At 56.4% G+C, this 2,982-nt stretch carries 2 protein-coding genes and 1 pseudogene; 1 reads left to right on the top strand and 2 read right to left on the bottom strand.

From position 1 onward, the window contains the following. A partial coding sequence (locus tag LCF59_RS17620; RefSeq protein ID WP_292288927.1) for a hypothetical protein occupies window positions 1-1,640 on the bottom strand: 1,640 nt, incomplete at its 3' end. A gap of 790 nt (window positions 1,641-2,430) precedes the next feature. Here LCF59_RS17620 and LCF59_RS17830 point away from each other — a divergent pair. Then, window positions 2,431-2,565 (top strand): annotated as a pseudogene (locus tag LCF59_RS17830) (transposase); the annotation flags it as partial. Between the two features lie 154 nt (window positions 2,566-2,719). On the opposite strand, the gene LCF59_RS17625 reads toward LCF59_RS17830, so the two are convergent. Beyond that, a partial coding sequence (locus LCF59_RS17625) for a hypothetical protein (RefSeq protein ID WP_292288928.1) occupies window positions 2,720-2,982 on the bottom strand: 263 nt, incomplete at its 5' end.

The following is a 2,982-nucleotide window of genomic DNA, read 5'->3' on the forward strand; positions in this document are numbered from 1 at the left end:
GCTGGAATTGTTGTTCCAAACGTAGAGGCCATTTGAGCGAATGACTGGGTCGTGCCGGCTGTTGGGTCAAACGGCGTTCCTCCGAGGACGAAATCAAAGCTACTTGGATCACCCAATAACGTCACCATGTTGCCATTGATAACGAATCGTACACCATCTGCGAGAAATAGTGCGGACGTAATTTCAGTTCCCTCAAGAAGATTTATTATGGATCGATTATTGTCAGCAATTGTCACATTTGCACTCAGGGGACTGAGAAATGTGTAGGTGTCCAGTCCACCAAAATCTATAAATTGATTGGTTGTTCCCTCGACATTGATATTTGAGTTGCCCTTATCAAGGGTTGTTGTACTTGAGGCAATCATGTCGGTTTCGAGCACGCGGCCGAAAATACCTGTGCTGCGCTCATCGACGTAGATGGAATCGGAGACGACCCAAGCCAGCGCCACGTCGCCGTTTTCAAGGGCATCCACAGCCGGACGATATTGCGCAGCCTGCGTTATGCTGTCGGGAAAGTCCTCGATCGCGACCTCACCGCCCAACGGAACGCCATCCGCGTCGTAACGCTGGACCATGACTTCGTCCCCCGAGGTGCCCGGCTGATTTTCAGACCAGGCCACGACGAAACCGCCATCGGGCGTGGCGGTAACCTCCGGATCATCCTGATTGCCTTCAATCGTGGTATTGACGAGGAACTCCTCGCCGATTGGCGTACCATCCTCCGCGAAGCGCTGCCCGAAAACACCCCATGTGTAGAGCGGTTGATCTCCGTTGTCCTGATTCTCCGATTCCCAAACCACGACGAAACCGCCATCAACCAGCGGCGCGATGGAAGGGTACTGCTGATCGTCTTCGGTAAAGCTGTTGACCCTGAAGTCGGAGGTGATTGGCGTGCCGTCGCCACTGTAGAGGCCGGCAAAGACATCGCGACCGGCCCCTGTCCAGACGGCAACCAAGTTACCATCGGATAGCTGCGCAAGCTCTGGGTCGATCTGATCGAACATTGCTTCTTGATTGAGCGATATCCTTACCCCGCGCGGGGTAGCGTCGGCATTGTAAATCTGTGCCTGCACGTTGTTCGTCCATGCGCCGATGCCAAACGAGGTCACTTGGTCAGGAACCCATTCTGAATTTCCCTGCCAGCTAACTGCAAATCCGCCATCGGGCAGTCCAGCGATATATGGATGATCTTCTTCAACATAGCGCGTGCCGTCACCATTTCTCTGTGGCACCGCCCCTTGAGCCAACACAAACTCGTCATCAATTGCGCTGCCGTCGGCCAAGAACTGCCGGGCCATGATATCGCGCGAACTGGAATCCGGATTGCTTTCCAAGGAATTCGAACGCACCCAAGCGACGACGAAGCTGCCGTCGGCCAGCCCGTCAACCGAGGGGCGCGCGAAACTTTGCGCGGACCCGACAAGGATGTCATCCGAGACCGGCGTGCCATCCGGCCCATGAACCCGTGCATATATGCCGTCAATCAGGCCGGCATCATCGGAGTCGAAAGGGCGGTTTTCCCAGACAGTGACGAAGCCGCCATTGGCGAGTGCACCGATGTCGGGTCGGTCTTGGGTTCCGCTGATCTCGTCGTTGGCATGAAATTCGTCTCCGGCGGGGCGGAAGAATTGATCGGTCATGTCGGTTCTCTCTCAGTGCGCATGTGGCATGGGCCGTTGTCGCGTCTGCAGGTCGAGCCGCAGGGTATAATATGAAATCACTACACCTGCCGAAAGTGGAATGCGTTGATCCATATCAAATGCCTGACAGTTGCGGGCGTGCACCGTGCGGCGCTTCGGCCCGGCGCATGGCCTCAGCGGCCACCGCTACGAATGCCTCCGCCGTCCCCGTCATGACAGTTGGCGCTGCCTCCGCCCTCGCGATATGATCGGGGTTGCGCGGCGGTGACATTTCGAATTAGGCCAGCCCGCTACCGGCAAGGTCTCAATGCGCACACTCCGAGGTACGGCACGTCTGCTCGGTGAGACTTGATCGCGGTCTCATGGCGCGTTCAGCAAGCCGATCTGGCAGGGTATCCACGCCGTCAACAAAGCCATTTCACCTCGAACCAATCGCAAAATGACATGAACGGGCATCCCCCATGTGGCCTGCCGCTTAACGTAAAAATCGCCTGAGAGGGCCAGTGGCGCAAGCGTATTGTGTTCGTGATAGACGCGACTGCCGTGCGAGGATGTCCATTTGGGCGGTTCAGGCCGTGAACCGGCGTCATCCTGCAGCAACGACCGCGATTTTCAGCGCCGCAGGCAGACCTGTCCTGCCGCGTTCGTTCAGTTTGGGTCTGGATCGAGGTCACGCGCACGACGGAGGTGCTCGCAGTCGGTGGATCACGACAAGGATCGCGCTCAAGATCCTTGACCCGCTTTTTTCTTCCTTTGTCGCCCGGAAGAGGCGTGCCGTGCTCGCACGTCCCCAATCGCACATGACAGCGGCGCCATGCGAGGTAAGCGCGCCATTGCAGAAGGACGGCGTCAGTTACGACACGTCATGTTCCAGGCGGCCCTCGTCGCCAGTTATCACAACCCGATCCTGAAAAACCTTCGCTGACCGCTTGCGCGCCGTGGGAAAGCCACACAAGGTTGTCATCACAGCCGTCGCACGCAAGCTGGTCACGATTGCGAATGCGCTCTGCAAATCTCGCCTGAAATGGGCCAATCAAACCGCCTAAGAAATACAGTTGCTAGCTCGACAAACTCTGCTTTCACATCATGGTGTGATCGTTTTCCCATGTTGGATTGGTCATTCCAATCAAAGACATCAGTGGATCTGAGCTTGTAATACTTCCATCTGATTGAACAGCGCCCGTGTTTGTGGCAGCGTTTGCAGGTCCGCCATCGGCTGGAATTGTTGTTCCAAACGTAGAGGCCATTTGAGCGAATGACTGGGTCGTGCCGGCTGTTGGGTCAAACGGCGTTCCTCCGAGGACGAAATCAAAGCTACTTGGATCACCCAATAACGTCACCA

It is taken from the genome of Marivita sp. (assembly GCF_020055675.1).
Classification (GTDB): Bacteria; Pseudomonadota; Alphaproteobacteria; order Rhodobacterales; family Rhodobacteraceae; genus Marivita.